Source organism: Hydrogenovibrio sp., assembly GCF_965140365.1.
In the GTDB taxonomy this organism is placed as follows: domain Bacteria; phylum Pseudomonadota; class Gammaproteobacteria; order Thiomicrospirales; family Thiomicrospiraceae; genus Hydrogenovibrio.
Window position 1 is genome coordinate 892,660 of record NZ_OZ223196.1, and the last position, 20,990, is coordinate 913,649.

A 20,990-nucleotide genomic window follows, 5' to 3' on the forward strand; every position below is an offset into this window, starting at 1 on the left:
CAAAGATTCAATTAAGGCTACTCGAATAATGGTATTTTAGCTATGAACAGTAATTTTCATTGGCAATATTATATTGTACTTGAACAAGACGTAGAGGCCCTCGCTCGTTATATAGAGTTCACCCCTGATAACTTTAAGACCTACTCTTTAGAGTTAACGAAGTTGTTGTTATCGATTTGTTCGGAAGTCGATGTCACAATGAAACTTCTTAGTAAGATGCTTTTGCCAAATAAAAAAACTAGGAACATCAATGATTACAAAGAAATTATTACTGCTGAATGCTCTGGTATTATTCAGGAACCAGCTACAACTAGGAGCCACAATTTAGAGTTTTATCCTTGGGTAAGTTGGGCTGAAGGCGACAACCCTAGTTGGTGGAAGGGTCATACTGATGTGAAACATAAAAGACACCAATTTTATGCTAAAGCAAATTTAGAGAATGTGTTAGAAGCACTATCTGCTTTATTTATCGTTAACCAATTTTTAGCGTTGATAGAGTACAAAAAAAGTGATCAATATGAGGTTTGGCCGCTTAAATCGTTAATGGATATCCAAAAAGAACTTTCACCTCGTTCAAGTTTTTTCAAGCACTATCACATATTACCTGGCCAAGAATAACTGCTAGACTGTTTTGTAAAAATATAAATTTTACTAGCCCCATCTGAAAAGTTTTATCTGTAAAGCCATTTAACGATGCAAAGCTTCTACTTTGCATAAACGATTAGATTTATAAAAAAATAATATGTTTAAACACAAAAAAGCTTTACAAGTGCTCCCTTTTATATTTAGTATAAAAACGTAACTTATAAATCATTTCTAAATAAAATCAATAATATATACAAAATGCCTAAAACCCAATTTGAAAAACAAGACGGAACAGGTGCAAACCTAGGATTTGACTTTCAATTTTTAGTTTTTGTTTGGAAGCTTCTTGATTTAAATGAAAATGAAAGTATTAGCTATGAAAATAAAGATGATGTCCACATTGAATTATCAAATGGTGAATTGATTTTATTCCAAATAAAACATTCGATACAAAAGACAGCTAAGAGTGAAAATACCAGCCTTACAGATTCAGATACTGATCTATGGAAAACCTTATCTAACTGGTCAAAAATAATTAGTGATGACAATGATGGAAGAGCTAATTTTGTTGACCAAAAAGATTTTATCAAAAATACAAAATTTATCTTGCTTACTAACAAAAAAACACCAGGAAAAAGTATTTTTATTGAATCTTTATCCAAGCTTCAAAGTGGTACGATAAATTTTTCTTCTTTTATAAGCCTGTTAGATAAAATAACAACAGAAAGGGCTAAAGAGGCTATTAAACAAATACTTACACTATTAGGGGACTCGAACGCTGAGCTATTCTTTACAAGAATAGTACTTGATCTTTCAATAGATGGTATTGAAAAAAAGATTAAATCTTGTTTAAACAAGATGATGATTGATGAAAAACGTATCGATTCGTTATATTCTGAGTTCTTAGGAACGTTATTTTCTCAAAAATTTGAAACGATGAAACAGGGAGAAAAGCTCACCTTAAGTTTTGAAAGTTATAGAAAACACTATCGACGAATATTTGATATTCATAGAAACTCAAATCTTCAGTTTAAAAAGTTCACTCCTGAAATCTCCGGCAATATTTTTTCGCAAACGTTCTTAAAGCAGTTAATTGATATTAATGATATTGATGTAGATTCAGATAAAGATTTGGCAATAAAGTATACAACTGAAAAATTGTCTATATTTAATAACCTTAAAGAAATGAAAATAAATGGTGATTTAACTGAAAAGGAAGTAGACGAGTTTTATGAAGAGGTTGTTTCAATATGGCTAAATAGCCATAGAAAATCTCACCGTCATAAGCCTTATGATTCAGATAAAGAGCATAATATTGCTGCCGTTAACCATATAGATCATTTAAGAGAATCTCAGCTTAGAATTGCAGGGACAGATATTCCAATCCATCTCAGTAACGGGGTATTTTATCATTTATCAGGTGTTCCTATGATAGGTTGGCGAACTGACTGGGAAAAAAAATATCTTCAATCGGGTAAAAGGGATTGTGATAATTGATTATGCGCAGTGATTTTTATGACAACATCGGCATATCAGCATTAGCAATTAACTTTGTTTTACGTCATCAACCAAATATAGATATTGCAAAAGTCTACCTAATTCTCCCTTTTCTATTGCATAAGTCATCAATAACACTTATTTCAAAAATTAAAACAGAAAAATCGATTGACGAGTTTGTAGCTACATATCCTGCTATAGCTGCAAACTTCCATTCTCACTTTACTTCTTATCTAGCTTTAACAACAAATACTCTTCTATTTCTACATGATATTGGCTTAATAAAAATAAATGGTCGAAAAATTAATCAATTGAAAACTATTGATTATGAAAAAAAAATGGGAAAACGAGCCAATGAAATTTTCAAAGTTTCATATCAGCTTTCCAAGATTTTAGATTCAAGTTCTGATGATTTATACACGCACTTGAGGATTTGGTTATGAACTTTGCACTCTTAAAAATAATTTTATGGTTTAAAAACGGGAATGTCAGAGAGTTAACTTTTGAAAAAAACAAAATAAATATCATTAGGGGTGGGTCTCATACTGGTAAAACAGAAATACTCAATATTTTTGACTATTGTTTGTTCGCAAGCTCATCAAAAATTTCTGAAAGTATCGTGAACGAAAATGTGTATGCCTATGGAATTCAATTTGAGATAAACGAAAATACTTTTACCCTTGCAAGAGGGGCGTTAAGTGAAGGGAAGCTAAGTGGCTCTTACTTTTTTTCATCAAACGGCCAAATACCTAGACGAGTAAACCTTTCTTGGAAAGAAAAATCAATCAAGTCAATTTTAGAAAAAGAGTTTTCAATAAATAGAGATGTAAAAATGCCATTTGGAGGCTCTTTTTTGAAAGCTGGCTCCAAGATATCTCTCAGGTATTTTTTACTTTTTAATACTATTTCAGGAAGTCTAATCCAAAATGAAAATGGCGTGTTTTTTGATAAGCAACATACGGGAAGGTACAGAGATGCTCTACCAAGAATTTTCAACATTGCTATGGGAATTGAAACCATAGAGAATATGTTAAAAAAAGAACAATTACAAAGCTGGAGATTAAAAGAAAAAGAAATTTCCGATAAAATTGAAAGCATTGATAATAAATATGATGAATTTAATCAAGAAAAACGGGAGATTATCAAAAAAGCTAAACAGTACGCCATTATTCCACAAGAGCTTTCTTTTAAGGATGCATTAACAGAGTTAGAAGAAATACTTGAAAGCTTTGACTCATACACAATTGAACAAAAAAATGGGGTCGAAGATATTGAAAAAAATATTCTACAATTAGAACAAAAAAAAGCTAATTTAAACCGTTTTCATAAAGAGTATAAAAAGTACAAAGAACATTTGAAAAAATCCTCTGATAGCTTGAAGCCAATTGAAATACTAAAAAATCAAAATGATTCCATTATAAAAACTTCTATTTTTGAGGAATTGCTTAACAGTTTTGAAGAGAGTTTAAAGGAGATTAAAGAAGCTTCAAAAAATAAAACGCCAATTGATCGGGATGTAGATGTTGAACTTAATCAAATCAATGCGGAATTAGAGAGCTTAAAGGCCATTTATGCACCGCAAATTATAAAAGCGGAACACCCGAAAGAAATTTACCTTTTTTTAGGAGAGTTTAAAGCAAAGTCAGAAATTTTTTCTGTCAATGTCGATTCCCCACGCGCTATTCTCCAAGATCAGAAACAAGAAATAGAAATCAAATTGAAAAATGTTGATATAGAAGATACAGAACAAATAAAAATAAACATAATAAGGGCGATAGAAGTAACGGCTAATCAATTAATGGAATACCTAAATGATGCTCTTGGCAATTACAAAGACTATAAAGCCGTTTTTAATTATTCCAAGAAATCCTTGACTCTTAAAAAAGACGTCTTTAGCTTTGATGAAAATGTTGGGAGTAGCTCAAATCACATGTTTCTACACCTCCTATTTTCATTATCCTTACATAGAGTCGCCCAAGAATTAAATTCCAAGTTTATTCCTTCTTTTCTTATTATTGACCAACCAAGTAGACCTTACTGGGGGGATAGTAAAAAAAGGAAAAAAACTAATATTTCTGACACAGATACGTATAAACTACGAAAAGCATTTGAATTATTAAATCATTTTATGGATGACCGGATAAAAAATGAAAAGCCTTTCCAAATGATTGTTTTTGAGCATGCCGATACTGATGTGTTTGGCAGTTTAGAGCATATATATTTGCCCGAAGAATTTATTGATGGGAATGCCCTCGTACGAAAACAAGATATAAGCCAATAATATAATATCTTGATGAGACATAAAGACCGAATTTATGCATACATATAGGGACCTTAAGTTAGAAGTTTTTAAAAAATCATCTTCACTTCTGTTGAAATTATTTAGAAACTTAGAGAATTACCGAGCCTTAACAGAGAAAAATAAAACTGAATTTGACCTTTACTTCATGTCTTCTGAGCTTGTGCAGCTTAAATGGAGTAAGCATTACTTAACAAATCGCCATTATCGTTTATTTAAATTACTTCACTTTTTTCCAAAAACACATTTCCCTGATAAACACATTCCTGACAGAATATATAAGTTTGCTATTAATTTGATGGATAAACAGGTACTCAAAATTACTTTAAATACCGATGATAAGAAAATTGAATCGATTTCGATTTTTGAGAAATTTATTCTGTCAAGAGGTCTTGCGTTCTATTTTGATGCTCTAAGCACTATCCAGAATGGAAGGATCATCGGTGATTTACTAAATGATTTTCTTAAAACATCAAATATAAAAAGTTTAACCGATGCCATGAAGGTTGATCCAAGCGTTGAGCATATTCCTAAAATAAACAAACACATCAATTCGCTTTCCATATCAAATCATATAGATTTTCGGACAAAAAGTGCTAATGCAATTAAAGTGCCGATATTAACACCTCATAAAAACAGAGTTCATATAGAAGTCCCTATGTTTTTTCACTATGCTGCTATTTCCGGCTTATTGAAAGGGCCGTATCGTTTGGAAGTCGAAGAGCTTTTTAATATTGCTAAAGAGCTGAACGTTATACCGCTGAAATCAGACATTAGTAAAGACTTCTTTAGAAAGCAGCTTAAGTACTACAGAACGCTGTAAAAAGTATAGGGAATAATTTTCAAAAAAAATATTCCCTTCTTTTGTTCAGCTCGTTTCTTCAAACTCCAAGTCAACGTTCGCGACGTTAGTTCAATCAAACACTAATCGATTAGAACAACTTTTATTTGGAGTTTAACTATGAATATTTCTAAAGAAGAAAATAAGCAATCTGAAAATCAAACCACCCCGCACGAAGAGATTTTATCTCCCGCGCCATGCGAGGGAGATAAAACTCTGAGAGCGGCGGTTGGCACTTCAGCGGGTGCCTCACCTTGTAACACAGCACCCTGCAAATACACGCAGGAACAAAGCAGGCACATTTGTCCATTACGCTGTGCATTGGACAGCCTTTATTTATCCTTCCACGGAACGACTTTCGAAAAAGTTGAAGATCGTTTATTTGATTTAAAAAACATAGCTCAGGGCAACTCATCCATTCGAACGTCTCAGGCTTTTTATCAAATCTTAGATCATCAGTTTGAGGTTAAAGCGAAAGGGGCTGGGAAGTTTGCCTACGTGTTGGAAGATAACTGGTTTCGTATTGAGGTCTCGTCGGCTAAATCGAAAAAACTGCCTTTGGCTTATGTGCAGATCAGAAGCGAGTTATTAACCTTTCAACCCCTGAAGGTGATCATTAAGAAGCTTAAAAAAATTATCCATTTAATCGGTGACTATAAAGATGAACCCCGAATCAGCCGCTTGGATATGTGTTTGGATTTATTTACAACCGATCACTTTAGTTTTGAGCGGATTAATGAAGAACAATGGAAAACCAAAGCAATGCAAATCAGCGCCTTCTATACCAATAAAAAATGTTCCGGTTATTCGATTGGCAAAGGCGATATTGTAGGACGAATTTACAACAAGCTTTTGGAAATCAAGCTTTCCGGAAAAGAGTACTTGTTCCCGCTTTGGAAAGACGAGGGGTGGAACGGTGAACAGGACGTTTGGCGCGTGGAGTTTCAATTTAGACGCGCTTTTCTGCAAGAAGCCAATATTTTGTTCTTGAGTGACTATTTACTGAATCGTCAGAATCTGTGGCACTATGCTTCTCAGAACTGGCTACAGCTTGTGCAACCGAACGATCAAGATTCGAACCCATCACGCTGGCCGGTTCATCCCGCTTGGCAAGAAATTGCCCGTGCTTGTTCCTGTACCGAACCCAAGCGCCTAAAACGGGTCACGAAAGAGCGTATCCCGTCGAATCACTATTTGTTTGTGGCTGGGTTTGGCGCGATTACGTCATTCATGGCCCGAGAAGGCATCTCCGATATTGGTGAAGCCTTTGGCGAATATTGGCAACAGGCCGAAGAGTTCCACAAGCAACACAAAGGCTTTGATCTTAACCAATACTTACAATCCAAGGTTGAAGAAAAAGCCAAACGGTTTAACAAGATTCAGGAGAAATAATCCATGAGTGAGCAAAAAACGCTCACTCTCCAACAAGCGGCGGCATTTTTGCAATGCAATCCTGAGACGGTCAGACGGCTGGCTCAGGCGAAAAAAATTCCGTCCGCTAAGCTTGGACGCAAGTGGGTATTTATTGAACAAGACCTTGCACAATTTATCCGAAATCAATATTCTATTGGCGAGAGTGTTGTGCAAGTTGTTGACAACAATGAGGAATCTTCATTATGTCAATATACAAACGAAACGCTATCTGGTGGACTGAATTCATTGCACCAGACGGAAGAAGAATACGACGCTCTACTGGGACTGAAGACAGACGCTCGGCAGAAGAATACGAAGTAAAGCTGAAACATGACCTTTGGCGCATTCATCACCTAGGTGAAAAGCCCAGAATGTTATGGAAAGAAGCGGTCGTTCGTTTCATGCGTGAGAAACAGAACAAAGATCAAACCAATGAAGTGAGTCTCTTCAAATACCTTGATCCTTTTCTGGGTCACATGTATGTCGATGAAATTCGCCGTATGCATGTGGACGAAATCATTCAACAGCGGTTGAAAGAGGGCGTCACCAATACGACGATTAATCGTTTGCTTCAGAAACTGAGAGCCGTACTCAACAAAGCACACAAAGAATGGGAGGTGAAATGCGATCCTCCTTACATCAAACTCTTGAAGGAACCCAAAAGACGTGTTCGCTGGATTACGGAAAGCGAAGCGCAGAAGCTGATCATGGCATTACAGCCACACACAGCGGATATGGTGATCTTTTCTCTGGAAACTGGGCTGAGGGAGTCCAATGTAACCTTGCTCCGGTGGGAGCAAGTGGACCTTTCCCAACGCATTGTTTACATAGAAGGGGACGATATTTTGAAAAGTGATCAAGCTTTTGTGGTGCCGCTTTCCGATGTCGCGGTCGAAGTAATCAAGAAGCAGGTCGGTAAACACTCAGAACGCGTGTTTACGTTCAGAGGGAATCCGGTTCGACGCGCTAATACCAAGTCTTTTAAAGAGACTTGCAAAGCGGTTGGATTAACGGATTTTCGCTGGCATGATTTGCGCCATACTTGGGCCACATGGCATATTCAGAGAGGAACGCCTTTGGAAGTGCTTCAAGAACTTGGGGGCTGGTCGGACTATAAAATGGTTAAGCGTTACGCGCATTTTAACCACCAGCATTTACAGAAATTCGTCAATCGCGGAACCCCGACAGACGTACCCACAATTTTCCCCACAAAGGTGAATTTTGGGTAATAAAAAAGCCCTGACTCACTTCGCTATAAAGCTAATGAAATCAAGGCTTTGGATTTGGTAGCGGGGGCTGGATTTGAACCAACGACCTTCGGGTTATGAGCCCGACGAGCTACCAAGCTGCTCCACCCCGCATCAATGTGATGTGGCGTATTATAGAGTGTTACGAGAATATTTCAAGGACTTTCCCGGATTAATTTCGTAATCCCTTCAAAAACGGCCAGGCCTGGCCGTTTTTTATTGTTATTCGTCTTTAAAGCGGTGGTTGATATCGAGGAAGTCGTCGAAGTTTTGCAGGAAAAGCTCGGCTAAGTCAGGGTCGAAGGCTTTACCTTTCTGTTCGCGAAAATAGTCGCGCACTTGCTCGGGTTCCCAGGCGGGTTTGTATACGCGTTCGTGGCTGAGGGCATCGAATACGTCCGCTAGGGCACATACACGGCCGGCGATGTGAATGTCTTTGCCTTTGAGTCCGTTAGGGTAGCCGAAGCCGTCAAAACGTTCGTGATGTTGCTGCGCAATGATGGCGGCCATTTGCAGGACGGAGCGTTTGGAGTATTTGAGAATATCGTAGCCGATTTGGCTGTGGGTTTTGATGATTTCCATTTCGTCGTCGGTTAATTTCCCCGGTTTGTTTAGAATAGCGTCCGGAATGGCGACTTTGCCAATGTCGTGCATCGGCGCGGCGCGGTAGATTAAATCGACCGTATCGGCGTCGACGCCGTGCAGTGTGGCAAGCCGTTTGGCATTCTCAGCCACTCGCACCACGTGTAAGCCGGTTTCATGTGAGCGTTCGTCGATGGCAGCGCCCATCATATAGATGACTTCTTTTTGAGTGGCTTCGAGTTCTTCGTTTAGGTTTTGAATTTCGCAAATGGCTTGGCTGACTTTTTCTTCGAGGTGGTTTTTGTAATCATTCAGTTCTAAATGCGTATGAACGCGGGCGAGCACTTCTTCGTTGGCGAAGGGCTTGGTGATGTAGTCGACGCCGCCGGCGAGAAAGGCATCGACTTTGCCTTCCGTCTCATTGAGCGCGCTGATGAATATAATGGGGATGCTGGCGGTTTCTGGAGCGGCTTTAAGGCGTTTACAGACTTCAAAACCGTCCATGTCGGGCATTTTGATGTCCAGCAAGACCAAGTCCGGTTTTTGGGCATGAATTGAGGCGAGCGCCATTTCACCATTGATGGCGACACGAACGTTATAGTGTTCGTCGGATAGAATGTTGCTCAATAACTTGAGGTTGGCGGCGATGTCGTCAACGACGAGAATTTCATGTTGCCTGGGTGATGTGTGACTCACAAGCACTCCTTCCGGTAATGGCGCGATGCAATCGGCGTTAAAATTCGCGGATTGTCAGATGGCGTGTTTTCATTGTAATTTCTATTCATGAAAATTTGAATCGTTAAATTATGGATCCGCTTTTGTATCGGTTTTTGTTAATTCCATAATCAAGTCAAAGCGATAAGCATCAACCAGTTTTCGTAAGGCATTGGCAATGTGTGTATCCGGGAGCGCTTGGATGGTATCGGTGATGCTTTGAGCATCGCCAATCATCGCGGCACTGTGAATTTGATTTCGTAATGAACCGGATAGTTGGGCGATGTCTTCCTGAGTGAGGCTCAATTGAGTGGAGTCATCGCTGCCCAAAGTTTCGTCGCTATCGTCAGCATAACGGTAATGCAGTTTGAGGTGTTTGGCCATGCAGTCGTACAGTTCTTCGGGGCGGTAAGGTTTTCGCACAAAGTCGTCAGAACCGGCGGCCATCACTTCTTCGCGCTGGTCCTTGAAAACCGACGCGGTCAAGGCAACGATCTTGACTTGATCTCCGCCGGGCAGTTGGCGGATTTTACGAGTAGCGGTCAACCCATCCATCACTGGCATGCGCCGGTCCATCCAGATAAAGTGCGGTTGCCAGGTTTGGAAAAGTTCAATGCCTCTGGCACCGTTTTCAGCAATTTTGACCTGGAAGCCGATTTGTTTGAGAATTTTTTGAATCAGCAATTGGTTTTCCAGTTGGTCTTCCACCACCAGAATACGCCACTCGGGTTCACCATCGGCCAGGCTGATAACGGTCTTACCGCCTTGGCCTTGATGGTTAACGAGGTCTATGTCGGTGGTGGCGTGTTTGACTTGGATGCTGAACGAGAAGATGGAACCCATATTGGGTTTGGATTGTACGTGGATTTCGCCGCCCATCATATTGACGAATTGGCGGGTGATGGCCAAACCAAGCCCGGTGCCTTTTTGTGAGGTGGCGTTGGCGAGTTGTTCAAACGGCATGAAGATGCGTTCGATGTCTTTTTGTTCGATGCCGGTACCACTGTCTTCGACTTCAAATTTAAGCACGAGGTTGCAATCGTCGTTTTCGAGCGTATCAAGTCGGAGGGTGATGCCGCCCCGGTTGGTGAATTTGATGGCGTTGCTTAGCAGGTTGATGAGGATTTGGCGCAGTTTGGGTGCGTCGCCGTGAATGATGCGGGGGAATTTCGACGTTTGATCCACCAGCAGTTGCAATCCTTTTTCGGACGCGCGAATCTGCATCATATCGGCAATGTTTCGAATGAGTTCCCCCAAATCAAAATCTTCGGGAGTGAGTTTTACGTGGCCAGCTTCGATTTTGGACATGTCCAAAACGTCATTGACCAGTTGCAACAAATGCTCGCCGGAATGGTTGATGATTTTAAGGTTATCTTTTTCGATTTCTGGAATGTCGGAACTTTGTGTCATTAAGGTTGAAAAACCGAGTATGGCGTTCAGTGGTGTACGTAATTCATGGCTCATATTGGCAAGGAAAGCGCTTTTTGCGCGGTTGGAGGCCTCGGCTTTTTCTTTTTCTTCTTCCAGTGCTTTGGTGCGGTCTTGGACGATGCTTTCCAGGTTTTCATTGAGGTTTCGGATTTCTTTTTCGACCTTGACGCGTTGCTGTATGTCCTGGCGTAAACTTTTCTGGGTGCGTTTCAGTTCGGCTTCGTTTTGTTTCAAAGTGTCCAGCATCAGGTTGAATTCGTGCGACAGTTGCCCGACTTCTGCGATGCCGTTTTCGTCGGCAACGGCGTTTTTATCGCCTTTTCGAATCCGTTTCATGGTGTCGATCAGACGGTAAAGCGGGTCGGTCAGACTTTTGGCGGTCAGGAAGGAGACCAATAGCCCAATCAGTAGCGCGCCAAAGGTGAAGAGCAAGCTGTTACGAATGGTGGCTGAAATACTTTCCTGGCGCTGGGTTTGGTCGGTGCGCAGTTCCACCCAGCCGATGTAGTGGTTGTTGTGACGAATCGGGCGAGCCAGGTCGATATGGTGTTCGTTCTGGCTGATGACGGTGGCGCGGTTCGATAGTTGATGTTTTTGGGCCAGTAGGTGTTTTAGGTAGTTGACACGGGCTTCGTCGGAGACGTATTGCCCGATGCGTTCTTTATCGGTGTGGGCAATGACTTTTCCGTCCATATTGATGACGGCGGCGTAGATCAGGTCTTTGTAAATTTCGAAGTTGGAAATGACTTCTTCCAGACCAACGTAGTCGTTGGCCATGACCCAGACCTGGCTATTAACCGCGAGCATCAGACTGCGATCTTGCGTTTCGTCCATGGCTTCTTTATGCAAAAAATCGCTGTGGTTATGAATGGTAAAGTACGAAAAGACGCTGATCAGCAAGGTGAGAATGCCGGCGGTGCCTAAGATTAATTGGTTACGGATGCTTTGATTCCAAAGTCTTTGGATAAGGGTATTCATGGCTGTAACCTGATTGGGCGGACGTTTTTTTCAAATTGGGTCAAAAAGGTTTCGACCGGTTGATAAGTCGCATTGGTGGCCGGTTCGTAATGACTCAGTTCCATAGACGACAGGATGGTTTGGCCTTCCGGCGTATCTTGCAGCTGAAAGATAATATCGCCGACCTGCTGGAGGGTGTTCTCTGGGACGCTTTCTTTCACGACCAAGCCATTGTTGACCAAGTGCGGCGTTTCCCACTTGATCATGACTTTATCGGCGATTTCCGGCCGCTCTTTGATAAAGGCTTGCCAAGGCGGTGGCCAGGTGGCGGCGGCGTCGGTTTTTCCCAGGTAAACGTTCATAATGGATGATTCTTGTGAGCCAACGTAATGATTGGTAATGTCCTGGTTAATGTTCAGGCCGTGCTCATATAAATACCATTGGGGCATGATGGTGGCGGCCAACGCAGTCGGTGCGGGGTAACTCACGGACTTGCCTTTCAGGTCGCTCACCTTTCGAATAGAGCTGTCTTTACGAACTAAGATAATGCCTCGAAAATTTTCATCGTCCGCCATTTTACCGAATACCGTATAGCCATGCTTCAAAGAGACGACGGTTTGATAAGGGTTGGGCAGGGCGAAATCGAAATGGCCGTTAAAGAGTTTTTCGTTATAGGCGCGGTAATTACGAGAAGCTTCCAAACGCAGTTTGCCACCTTTTAACCGTGCATTGATGTAATCGACCATCGGTTGGTAGATTTCAAATAGGCGTTTGGGGTTATGGAGCGGGTGGACGCCGAAAATATAAATTTTTTCCAGAATAAGGGGCGTATCGGCATATTGCAGCTTTGGCGTTGCGCTCGATTGATCGCTGCATCCGTTTAAAGAGATTAATAAAAAGGGCAATAGAGCTAAAAAAAACTTTTTACAGTGGCGCATAGCAACTCAATAATCCCTCAATATTTATATTGATGTTATGCAATATAGCATTGAGTGGAGAGGGACTCAAGCGAATGCGTGCGATAGATGTCATAAAAATGACCAGGCCTGGCCATTTCGGGGGGGGGGGTTAGAATTGTTTGATGGTGGCGGTGACGATGCCCCAGATGAAAATATCGGACTCTTCACGGACCGGAATCGGTGGGAAATGGTCGTTTTCCGGAACCAACCAAGTGCCGGTGGATTTGATGGAAAGCCGTTTGACGGTCAGTTCTCCGTCCAAGGCCGCAATGACGATTTTGCCGTCTTTCGGTTCCAGGCTGCGGTCCACCACTAAAATGTCGCCGTCCTGTATGCCGATTTTTTTCATTGAATCACCTTGGACGGTGAGCAGAAAGGTACTGCTTTTGTTTTGAATCAGCTTGCTGTTAAGATCGAGCCGTGTTTCGACATAATCATCGGCCGGACTGGGAAACCCCGCCACGACTTTGTGGCTGTGCAGGGGCAGTGGCATTTTTTCGCCGATTTCCGGTATTTGTATTTTCAGTTTGTCGCCGGCCATTTTTTGCGCAACGTCCAGTTGGCGCTGTTCCAATTCGTGTTCAACTTGGTTGGACAGCCAGTCTTTGACTTGTGCGACTTTCGATTCCGGTACTCGAATCACTTTGGTGTTTTCGCCGAACTTGCCAGACCCTTTCTTGCGGCCAGCCCCTTTGCGGGCGCCGCCAGTTTGTTTTTTCGACTCAGAGTGTTTCATTGTTTTTATCATCTTATTGTTTTGATTTTTGTTACAGAAATTATAAGATAGAAAAAGGGTTTGGAAAAGTTATTTTTTCAACATTTGATGATTTCAGGAGAAAACAGGGGATGGCGGTATTTGCATTGGTGGATGGCAACAGTTTTTATGCGTCTTGCCAGATCGCGTTCGAGCCAGCTTTACGGCATCGCCCGGTGGTGGTGTTATCGAACAACGATGGTTGTGTTGTGGCGGCGAATGATCGGGCCAAGGCCGTTGATGCGTTATTGAAACGAGAGCAAAAAACATTCGGTCAGGGCGGGTATCGGGCGGCAAGGCCAAACAGTTTGATGTACCAGCCGTATTTTAAGGTCAAGCCGTACTTGGATCGGATTCAAGCGGCGGTGTTTAGCTCGAACTATGAACTGTACGCGGATATGAGCAGCCGCATGCACGCACTTCTCGGTGAGTTTTCCGGCCATCAAGAAATTTATTCCATTGATGAAAGTTTTTTGGAGCTTTCGGATGTGGCACAGTGGAATCTGACCGATTATGGACAGGAGGTCAAACGAAAAGTGATGCAATGCCTTGGCTTGCCGGTGGCGGTGGGCATTGGCCATTCCCGAACCCAAGCAAAATTGGCCAATCATCTCGCGAAAAAGCATTCCGCTTATCAAGGCGTTTTGGACTTAACCGTTTTAACCCCATTGAGTTTGGACTTACTCTTCAAGCAGGTTGAGGTCGGTAAGGTTTGGGGCGTGGGGAAACGTTTGTCGGCCAAGCTGGTGGATCAAGGCATTTTGACGGCGTATGATTTGAAAAGCTGTGATTTGAAATGGATTCGGCGTTGTTATTCGGTGACCGTGGAACGTATTGTGCGTGAGTTGAGAGGGGAGTCTTGTCTGGGGCTGAATTCGCATGACGTTTCGGAGCGGCAAATCATTTCATCCCGTTCTTTTGGGCGCCCGGTAATGGATTGGGACCAAATGGCACAGGCGGTTTCAGCTTATGTATCCAGAGCGAGTGAAAAATTACGCCAACAGCACAAGGTGTGTCAATTTGTGACCGTCAGTATCCGTTCCAGCCCTTATGCCGTGGAAGGAGAGCTTTATCAAGCCTCGCAAACGGTACCATTGATTTACCCCTCCGATAATACGGTGTTGTTGGTGAAACAGGCTAAACGGGCCTTGAAAAGTATTTGGCGTGAGCAGGTAGCGTATCAAAAAGCGAGTGTGGTGCTGTCGGGGGTGACGGAAAAAGGGGCGGTACAAATGGATTGCTTTGCACCGGATCCAAAGTATTCCGCGAATGAACAGTCGGACCGGTTAATGTCTGTAGTGGATGGTTTGAATAAGACGATGGGAAAAGGCACGATTCAACTGGCGTCCGAGGGCATGAAAAACCGCCAGGCCTGGCGAATGCGCCGTAATTTGATGTCAGGGCGTTATACAACGCGATGGAATGAGTTACAGGTGGTTTCTTAAGGGGCTTGAATCGAGGCGGTTGTAAGATTAGTAAATGTCATCATGAGGTTAAAAAAATTAATGATGTTTTGTTCAACAGACTAGGCAAAGACTTTAAATTTTCATTATGATAGTCCAATAAGTAATTGATATTCTGTTGGGGTCGCCACAGAGATTAGAAGAATGCGGCTAAGTTGGACAAGTAAATGGAAGAACTTTTTATTGGCCGGCAACCAATTTTTGATCGGCGTAAGCAAATATACGGGTATGAGCTGTTGTTTAGAGACGGTTATCACCCGAATGAAGCACACTTTGAATCCGATGATGATGCGACGGCGACAGTGATTCATAATTCGATGATGGGCTTTACCCTGGATGAGCTGGTGGGAGAGGCCAAGGCATTCATCAACTTTCCCGAAGCCTTTTTCGACCCTAAAATTGATCCGTGTTTTTCATCACACAAAATAGTCTGTGAAGTGCTGGAGACGGTTCCCGTCAATGAAACGACCCTGGCGGGCATCAAAAAATTACGGCAAAAAGGGTTTGCCATCGCTTTGGACGACTTTGTCTTTAAGAAGGAGTTCATTCCATTCATCCGTTTAGCGGACATCATTAAACTTGACATCGAAGGCGTCAACCCAGAAAAAATCCCTTTGCTGGTCGAACGTATTCGAAAGGTCGCTAATACCAAGATTTTGGCCGAGCGCGTCGAAACCCAGGCGATTTACGAGGTGTGCCGTGATGCGGGTTGCGACTATTTTCAAGGCTACTATTTTGCCAAACCGGAAATTGTGACCGGCGCGAAATTGTCGGTTTCCAAGCTGCATCTATTGATGTTGCTACGCAAATTGGCACAGGAAAACATTAGCCTGGAAGCACTGGAAGAGGTGGTGTCTCAGGATGTTGGGTTGATGCACAAATTGATCAAGCTGGCGGCGCAAAACCGTACGGTGGGTATGCCGGAATTTGAAACGCTCAAGCAAGTCATGATGCTTTTCGGCTTGCGGCGGGTTCAGTCCTGGGCAAGTATGATTTCGATGAACCTATTGGATGATGTGGTGCCGGAAGTGTTCAATATTGTTCGTACCCGAGCGATTTTTATGCGGTTATGTGCCGAGCATAAAAAGTTGGAAAATCCGGATTCTTATTATCTGGCGGGGATGTTCTCACTGCTGGATGTGATTTTGAAAAAGCCGTTGGCGGAATTGCTGGAGTCCTTGTCCTTGAACCGGAAAATCATAAACGGCATTCTCCACGAAAAGGGTGAGCATGGACGTATGCTGAAAATGGTTAAATCGTTTGAGCAATCGCGTTCCGAATCCTTGGATCAGGTGTATCGTCACCTCTATGTTCGCGCTCTAAAAGAAAGCCATAACGCCGAAGAGGTTCTATGAAAACACGCTTGAAGGATTTATGGCAAAACGCAGACTCTCGAGTCACTTTCCTTATTCCAACGTATTTTATCTTGGTGGTGGTTTTTGCCGTGATAGCGCTTATCAAGGATGAGTGGGTGTTGTCCTTGTGGTTATCGTCTTTTGCGGCCATGATTTTATTGTTCGGTTTCCATATCTTTCAAAACGGACTAACCTGGATTGGCAAGGGGATGATGCTGGTCACCAATGCCTTGTTTATTGGGTTTCTCGTGGTAAATGGCGGGCACGCGCATTCGGGTTATTTCTGGGTTTTTCCATTGTTGGTGGCGACCATTCAAGTGTTGGGTGCCGTCTCGGGTGTGTTTTTCGCCGTCCTTCTTCTTTTAATGGTTTGGCAGTTGGAGGCATTTGGTTGGACGGATATCGTCTTGTCAAGTCGTTTCTATTTTGCTGCTTTAGGGTTGATTTTGATTACCGGAGCGCACGAGTTGACGTTGGAGCGCCACCGGAAAGAATTGTCCCGTCAAGTGAGAGATAAACAACGTGAAAGCTGCTTAGACCCACTAACTCGCGTGGGTAACCGACGCTTGATTGATGAAGAGCTCGCGATGGTGTATACCCATGAAACCTCAGGAAGTTCCGTTGGTGTCTTGATGGTGGACTTGGACAACTTCAAACAGGTCAATGATGCTTTGGGACATCATGCCGGGGATGAAGTTTTGAAAACGGTGGCCAGTCATTTATCCGAAAGTATCCGGCCGTCGGATGCCGTTGCCCGTTGGGGCGGGGATGAGTTTGTGATTCTGTTACACCATGTCCGTTTGGATGAGTTGGAAATGATTGCACAGCGTATTCAAAACTCAATTACTCAAGATGAACGTCTGGCCAGTTTTAATTTAAGTGTTAGCTTAGGCGGCGCTTTAACCTCTTCTGACTACCGCTCTTTGTTGAAGGTAGCCGATGAGAACTTGATCGAAATGAAAAACCACACCAAAAACGATTACAAAATCACTCATATTTAAGTATCTAGTATTTTTTATAAGGGTATTTGTAATATTTATTTCTGAAATTTGTCATCTTGTAGAAATGGCCTAGTCATATTTGCTCTCTAAAATTTGAGCCACCGACTTGGTGGTTCAATAACAATTTATGCTTAGGAGCAATGCAACATGAAATTTAATACTTTGACTATGGCGATTGCAACGGTAATCGCTTCTTCAGCTGTTCTGACTGGGTGCGGCGGGGATGGTTCGGATGGTTCCGACGGAACCGCCGGTAAGGACGCTAATGCTTCCACCGTAAAGTTTGCTTCCATCGCCCCTGCGGTGACCGAAGCAGAGCAAAACTCAATCCGTGCGACCGGCAGCGTTAAAGTGGCTGGTAAAGATCAAGCCATCAACTACCACACACTTATCAAAACCGGCGATGTCAACAACGGTGAAACCTATGGGGTGGTGAAAGATTACCAGGATAACGTGATCCAGGAATTGGATGGTTCCGCTTATTTATGTAACGGTACGGATACCGGTAAAGGTTCCGGGTTGGATCATTTTTCATTCTTGCAGAAAAACGGTAAGGTTTACATGGTTTCTCAATTTGAGTGCGGGCCAGGGGCCATGTACATGAATGAATTAGAGCAATCTGCAGATGGTCAAATGACGGTTAAGCCGAACAGCTTGCAATTTATCAGCCAGAAGGATGAATTTGGTGGTTGGGTGCATTGTGCAGGCATGACCACGCCGTGGAATTCGCACTTGGGCTCGGAAGAGTATCCGGCGGATGCCAACCCTTCCGCCAGTTATGCTTATACCGCGAACGGCTACTATTCTGAAGTGACGGATAAATACTGGGGCGGGAACGCCGCGATGAATAACCCTTATTATTATGGCTGGACGCCGGAAGTAACGATTGGTGCCGATGGAACGCCTAATTACACCAAACATTACAGCATGGGACGTTTTGCGCATGAGTTGGCTTATGTAATGCCGGATAAAAAAACCGTTTATTTGTCGGATGACGGCACTAACGTTGGACTGTTCATGTTTGTGGCTGATACGGCGGAAGATTTGAGTGCCGGTACTTTGTATGCCGCTAAATGGGTACAAACCTCAGAAGATAATTCAAGCATGGGACAGGCTGTTATCAAGTGGATTAACCTAGGTCATGCAACGGACGCTGCAATTAAAACGATTGTCGCGACAAAACCGGCTTTTTCCAGCATCTTTGCAACGGAAGCGCCACAGGGTGATGGTTCTTGTGCGACATCTGGGTTTGTCAACGTCAATACTGAAGCTGGAAACGAGTGTTTGAAACTGCAGGACGTTAATGGCGATACGAATGTAGATGCCGCGGATGAAGCGATTGCTGCACGTTTGGAAACACGTCGTATGGCGGCATATAAAGGCGCGACGACCGAGTTCCGTAAAGAGGAAGGGATTACCTTCAATCAGCGTGACAATAAGTTGTATATCGCCATGTCTGAAGTGGCTTATGGTATGGAAAACAACCAGAAAAAAGGTGCGGCTAATACCAAATATGATTTGGGTGGAAGCAATGACATTCGTGTTGAATATAACCCTTGCGGTGCGGTTTATGCTCTGGATGTGGCTACCAACTCGACCATCGGCTCTGATTACGTCGCTTACAGCATGAAAGGATTGGTTGCCGGTTCGACTGTGGATTATTCCGGAACGTCTTTGGAAGGTAATACCTGTGATGTGGATGGCATTGCCAGCCCGGATAACCTTACCTTTTTGCAAGGCTCTGATATTTTGGTCATTGGTGAAGATACCAGCAAACACCCAAATGACATGGTCTGGGCGTATAACATCAAAGATGGTTCCATGGAGCGTATTTTCACTGGGCCTTACGGTTCTGAAACGACATCGCCTTTCTGGCATAAAGACATCAACGGTTTCGGTTACCTGACCGTGACGACTCAGCATCCATTCGGTGAAGTCAGTGGCGGTTACACTCGTCCAGCCGGTGTTGAAACCAAGTCGGAAGCCGGTTACATCGGGCCGTTCGATTTCTCGGACGTGAAATAATCGGATCATCTCTCTTGGCCGGTTCTCGGCCAATGTCAATGAGCCTCGCCTTATGGCGGGGCTTTTGTATTTCAGTGTAAAGAGATCAATGTTATGACTGTTTCTTATTTTTTTAAGGCGGCCCTTTGGGCGTCTATTGTTGGGCTATCGGCCTGTTCGAATGCAACCGAATCGAACAAGGTGCAAAACGTTGAAATTATCACCCAGGATGGCCCTCAGACGGTTCAGCAGGTGACGGCCATGTTTGACGACGACTGGTTACTGAACACTAAGGTACACCACCGAGCCAGTAGCTATATCCCTTCTCAATGTTACACGCGTACGGAAGGGCAAAACGGCCAGGTGCACAACCCGTGCTTTACATGCCATTCCACGCCTAAAGCTCCCACCTATATTGACGACACCAGCTTTCAGGTCGCCTATGAATTTCGTGATACGTCTCGAAAAAATCCTTGGATTAACTTGTTCAAGGACCGAACCGAAGCGGTGGCGAAAATTTCGGATGAAACCATTATGGAATACGTTCGTCAATCGAATTATTTCGATAAAGACGGCCGAATCATTTTGGCGGAAACCCTGAAAGACGTTCCCAAAAATTGGGATTTTAACGGTGACGGTGAATGGAACGGTTATCGTCCGGACTGTTATTTTAACTTCGATTCCGAAGGCTTTGATCAAATGCCGAACGGAAAGGATTCCGGCTGGCGTTCGTTTGGTTATACGCCGTTTTTGGGAACTTTTTGGCCTACCAACGGCAGTACCGATGACGTGATTATCCGTTTAGCTCCGGCTTTCCGTAAGGATGAAAACGGCGCCTGGAACCGAGATGTATATCGTTTGAATCTGGCGATTGTCGAAGCCTTGATCAAGCGTCGTAATGTTTCGATACCTCCAACCGACGAAACCTTATATCAAGTGGATTTGAATAAGGATGGCCAACTCGGGCAAGCGACTGAAGTGGTTTATGATTGGGCCCCATTGGAAGGGCGTTACATGTCTTATGTCGGTCAGGCCAAACAACAATTGGCGCAGAAAAAAGTGCACTTGGCCGGTGGTTTGTATCCCGAAGGCACCGAGTTCATTCACAGTGTGCGTTACATCGACTTTGATGAAAACGGTGAAATTCGGATGTCGCCACGTTTCAAAGAACTGCGTTACGGCATCAAAACCAATTGGAACACTTACACTCAGTTGCGTAACGTTGCGATGGAAGAGGTGAAAGAAGCGCATGATTTTCCGGATCGATTACGATACGTGCAAGGTTCGCCGGAAGGCGGCATGCTCAGCGGTGTTGGCTGGACATACCAAGGGTTTATCGAGGATCAGAACGGCGATTTGCGACCACAGAGCTATGAAGAATCGTTGAACTGCATCGGTTGTCATGCCGGGATTAGCCAAACAACCGATGCCAGTTTTGCGTTTCCGCGTAAATTGGACGCCGATGCCTTTCAAGGCGGTTGGTACCATTGGACGCAAAAAGGCTTGTCGGGCATTCCAGAACCGAAATGGTCGGACGGTACCTATGAATATACCCAGTATTTGACGGAAAACGGTTCTGGAAACGAGTTCCGTAACAATTCAGAAGTCATCGCCAAATTCTTCGATGAAAAGGGCGAGGTGAAGCCCGAGGCGTTGGAGCGACTGCATGGTGACATCGGTTATTTGTTGTTGCCGTCGCCGGAACGGGCGAAGGCCTTGAATAAGGCCTATAAGGTGATTGTGGACGAGCAAAGCTATATTTATGGGCGCGCTCCGCACATTAAATCCTTGAAGGACACCGTCTGGTTGGAGCCTCCAGTGGACGAACCGACCGGGGTGAAAACACCGGTATTGATTCCGTAAAATCAAGCGATTCAAACCACGCTAT

The 20,990-nt window shown here is 43.4% G+C and carries 17 protein-coding genes and 1 tRNA gene; 13 read left to right on the forward strand and 5 right to left on the reverse strand.

From position 1 onward, the window contains the following. Window positions 1-42: 42 nt before the first annotated feature. The 8 genes from AC0KH7_RS04230 (at window position 43) to AC0KH7_RS04265 (ending at window position 7,864) form a co-directional block, all read left to right on the forward strand. Window positions 43-618 (forward strand): hypothetical protein, encoded by a 576-nt coding sequence (locus tag AC0KH7_RS04230; RefSeq protein WP_472370992.1) that lies wholly within the window; start codon window positions 43-45, stop codon window positions 616-618. A 225-nt stretch (window positions 619-843) separates the two neighbouring features. Continuing rightward, window positions 844-2,082, forward strand: coding sequence for a hypothetical protein (locus AC0KH7_RS04235; protein WP_472370994.1), 1,239 nt, complete (start codon window positions 844-846; stop codon window positions 2,080-2,082). Between the two features lie 2 nt (window positions 2,083-2,084). Further along, window positions 2,085-2,525 carry a three component ABC system middle component gene (locus tag AC0KH7_RS04240; protein ID WP_472370996.1) on the forward strand — a complete coding sequence of 147 codons (441 nt, stop codon included), beginning with the start codon at window positions 2,085-2,087 and terminating at the stop codon, window positions 2,523-2,525. Further along, a complete protein-coding gene (locus tag AC0KH7_RS04245) occupies window positions 2,522-4,363 on the forward strand; it encodes a DUF3732 domain-containing protein (RefSeq protein WP_472370998.1) in 1,842 nt (613 codons plus the stop codon). The genes AC0KH7_RS04240 and AC0KH7_RS04245 overlap by 4 nt, the downstream gene beginning before the upstream one ends. A 34-nt stretch (window positions 4,364-4,397) precedes the next feature. Further along, window positions 4,398-5,204, forward strand: a complete 807-nt coding sequence (locus AC0KH7_RS04250) for a hypothetical protein (RefSeq protein WP_472371000.1) — start codon at window positions 4,398-4,400, stop codon at window positions 5,202-5,204. A 138-nt stretch (window positions 5,205-5,342) separates the two neighbouring features. After that, a complete protein-coding gene (locus AC0KH7_RS04255) occupies window positions 5,343-6,614 on the forward strand; it encodes a hypothetical protein (protein ID WP_472371002.1) in 1,272 nt (423 codons plus the stop codon). A 3-nt stretch (window positions 6,615-6,617) separates the two neighbouring features. Continuing rightward, window positions 6,618-6,956: a helix-turn-helix domain-containing protein gene (locus tag AC0KH7_RS04260; protein WP_464337344.1), complete on the forward strand. Its 339-nt coding sequence runs from the start codon at window positions 6,618-6,620 to the stop codon at window positions 6,954-6,956. Between the two features lie 50 nt (window positions 6,957-7,006). Further along, window positions 7,007-7,864 (forward strand): tyrosine-type recombinase/integrase, encoded by an 858-nt coding sequence (locus AC0KH7_RS04265; protein WP_472371004.1) that lies wholly within the window; start codon window positions 7,007-7,009, stop codon window positions 7,862-7,864. Window positions 7,865-7,919: 55 nt separating this feature from the next. On the opposite strand, the gene AC0KH7_RS04270 is transcribed toward AC0KH7_RS04265, so the two are convergent. From AC0KH7_RS04270 to AC0KH7_RS04290, 5 genes are all read right to left on the reverse strand, one after another. Beyond that, a tRNA-Met gene (locus AC0KH7_RS04270) sits at window positions 7,920-7,996 on the reverse strand. Between the two features lie 108 nt (window positions 7,997-8,104). Then, window positions 8,105-9,160, reverse strand: a complete 1,056-nt coding sequence (locus AC0KH7_RS04275; RefSeq protein ID WP_472371006.1) for a response regulator — start codon at window positions 9,158-9,160, stop codon at window positions 8,105-8,107. Between the two features lie 108 nt (window positions 9,161-9,268). Further along, window positions 9,269-11,587, reverse strand: coding sequence for an ATP-binding protein (locus AC0KH7_RS04280; protein ID WP_472371008.1), 2,319 nt, complete (start codon window positions 11,585-11,587; stop codon window positions 9,269-9,271). Then, window positions 11,584-12,471: a phosphate/phosphite/phosphonate ABC transporter substrate-binding protein gene (locus AC0KH7_RS04285; protein WP_472371010.1), complete on the reverse strand. Its 888-nt coding sequence runs from the start codon at window positions 12,469-12,471 to the stop codon at window positions 11,584-11,586. Before AC0KH7_RS04285 ends, AC0KH7_RS04280 begins: the two co-directional genes overlap by 4 nt. Before the next feature lie 163 nt (window positions 12,472-12,634). Then, complete coding sequence (locus AC0KH7_RS04290; protein WP_472371012.1) at window positions 12,635-13,261, reverse strand: LexA family protein; 627 nt, start codon at window positions 13,259-13,261, stop codon at window positions 12,635-12,637. A 110-nt stretch (window positions 13,262-13,371) separates the two neighbouring features. Between AC0KH7_RS04290 and AC0KH7_RS04295 the strand changes: the two genes are divergently transcribed. The 5 genes from AC0KH7_RS04295 to AC0KH7_RS04315 all read left to right on the forward strand — a co-directional run bounded on the left by AC0KH7_RS04295 (window position 13,372) and on the right by AC0KH7_RS04315 (window position 20,965). Further along, a complete protein-coding gene (locus tag AC0KH7_RS04295; RefSeq protein ID WP_472371014.1) occupies window positions 13,372-14,724 on the forward strand; it encodes a Y-family DNA polymerase in 1,353 nt (450 codons plus the stop codon). 185 nt (window positions 14,725-14,909) lie between these two features. After that, window positions 14,910-16,097, forward strand: coding sequence for an EAL and HDOD domain-containing protein (locus tag AC0KH7_RS04300; RefSeq protein WP_472371016.1), 1,188 nt, complete (start codon window positions 14,910-14,912; stop codon window positions 16,095-16,097). Further along, the gene (locus AC0KH7_RS04305) at window positions 16,094-17,098 is read left to right on the forward strand and encodes a GGDEF domain-containing protein (RefSeq protein WP_472371018.1); all 1,005 of its coding nucleotides are present in this window, start codon (window positions 16,094-16,096) and stop codon (window positions 17,096-17,098) included. Before AC0KH7_RS04300 ends, AC0KH7_RS04305 begins: the two co-directional genes overlap by 4 nt. Before the next feature lie 147 nt (window positions 17,099-17,245). Next, on the forward strand, window positions 17,246-19,123 hold the full coding sequence (locus AC0KH7_RS04310) for a PhoX family protein (protein WP_472371020.1): 1,878 nt from the start codon (window positions 17,246-17,248) through the stop codon (window positions 19,121-19,123). 93 nt (window positions 19,124-19,216) lie between these two features. Then, window positions 19,217-20,965: a hypothetical protein gene (locus AC0KH7_RS04315; protein WP_472371021.1), complete on the forward strand. Its 1,749-nt coding sequence runs from the start codon at window positions 19,217-19,219 to the stop codon at window positions 20,963-20,965. Window positions 20,966-20,990 lie beyond the last annotated feature (25 nt).

Coding starts and splice junctions, on each gene's coding strand:
- AC0KH7_RS04230 (WP_472370992.1), top strand. CDS start 43: ATGAACAGTAATTTTCATTGGCAATATTATATTGTACTTGAACAAGAC.
- AC0KH7_RS04235 (WP_472370994.1), top strand. CDS start 844: ATGCCTAAAACCCAATTTGAAAAACAAGACGGAACAGGTGCAAACCTA.
- AC0KH7_RS04240 (WP_472370996.1), top strand. CDS start 2,085: ATGCGCAGTGATTTTTATGACAACATCGGCATATCAGCATTAGCAATT.
- AC0KH7_RS04245 (WP_472370998.1), top strand. CDS start 2,522: ATGAACTTTGCACTCTTAAAAATAATTTTATGGTTTAAAAACGGGAAT.
- AC0KH7_RS04250 (WP_472371000.1), top strand. CDS start 4,398: ATGCATACATATAGGGACCTTAAGTTAGAAGTTTTTAAAAAATCATCT.
- AC0KH7_RS04255 (WP_472371002.1), top strand. CDS start 5,343: ATGAATATTTCTAAAGAAGAAAATAAGCAATCTGAAAATCAAACCACC.
- AC0KH7_RS04260 (WP_464337344.1), top strand. CDS start 6,618: ATGAGTGAGCAAAAAACGCTCACTCTCCAACAAGCGGCGGCATTTTTG.
- AC0KH7_RS04265 (WP_472371004.1), top strand. CDS start 7,007: ATGTTATGGAAAGAAGCGGTCGTTCGTTTCATGCGTGAGAAACAGAAC.
- AC0KH7_RS04280 (WP_472371008.1), bottom strand. CDS start 11,587: ATGAATACCCTTATCCAAAGACTTTGGAATCAAAGCATCCGTAACCAA.
- AC0KH7_RS04290 (WP_472371012.1), bottom strand. CDS start 13,261: ATGAAACACTCTGAGTCGAAAAAACAAACTGGCGGCGCCCGCAAAGGG.
- AC0KH7_RS04295 (WP_472371014.1), top strand. CDS start 13,372: ATGGCGGTATTTGCATTGGTGGATGGCAACAGTTTTTATGCGTCTTGC.
- AC0KH7_RS04300 (WP_472371016.1), top strand. CDS start 14,910: ATGGAAGAACTTTTTATTGGCCGGCAACCAATTTTTGATCGGCGTAAG.
- AC0KH7_RS04305 (WP_472371018.1), top strand. CDS start 16,094: ATGAAAACACGCTTGAAGGATTTATGGCAAAACGCAGACTCTCGAGTC.
- AC0KH7_RS04310 (WP_472371020.1), top strand. CDS start 17,246: ATGAAATTTAATACTTTGACTATGGCGATTGCAACGGTAATCGCTTCT.
- AC0KH7_RS04315 (WP_472371021.1), top strand. CDS start 19,217: ATGACTGTTTCTTATTTTTTTAAGGCGGCCCTTTGGGCGTCTATTGTT.